The sequence below is a fragment of the Bartonella capreoli genome, assembly GCF_902813205.1.
GTDB classification, from domain to species: Bacteria; Pseudomonadota; Alphaproteobacteria; order Rhizobiales; family Rhizobiaceae; genus Bartonella; species Bartonella schoenbuchensis.
This window is the reverse complement of sequence record NZ_CADDZX010000257.1, coordinates 1-428: the sequence shown is the minus strand read 5'-3', so window position 1 is coordinate 428 and position 428 is coordinate 1. Positions and strand designations below refer to the sequence as shown.

Below are 428 nucleotides of genomic sequence, written 5' to 3'. Positions count from 1 at the left end.
GTAGTACTTGTTGGTATTTCGGAAGCTGATAAAAAGGCTACTTGTTGCGATTTTTCGATGTGATAGGGATTTTGGATAAAATGTGCACCACGTATGGGATCATACGAGGGGAGTATGAAAGGTGCATATTTTGTACGGACATTACCCAAAACCCATTCAACATAATTATACAAGCGTAAACTGCGTGTTTTTTTCCGGCCTTTTTAAGGATGAGGCGTGAAAGACGAACTGGTTGTTCTTGATCGAGTGTATGAGTAAGTTCTAAAGTAATTTCTGAATGTGTGGATTTAAAGGTTGAAAATCCAAAACCATGGCAAGTTATCTTAATAATGAACATTTCATAGAAAAAATAAACTTTTTATTTTTCTTTGAGAATATTTGTAATTTTTAACAAGACAAATTGAAAAGATAAGCAAACAATTTTCTTT

General features: G+C 33.2%; 1 pseudogene. It reads right to left on the bottom strand.

What is annotated here, in order from left to right:
• A pseudogene (locus J7R05_RS09445) lies at positions 1–319 on the bottom strand (hypothetical protein); the annotation flags it as partial.
• Positions 320–428 lie beyond the last annotated feature (109 nt).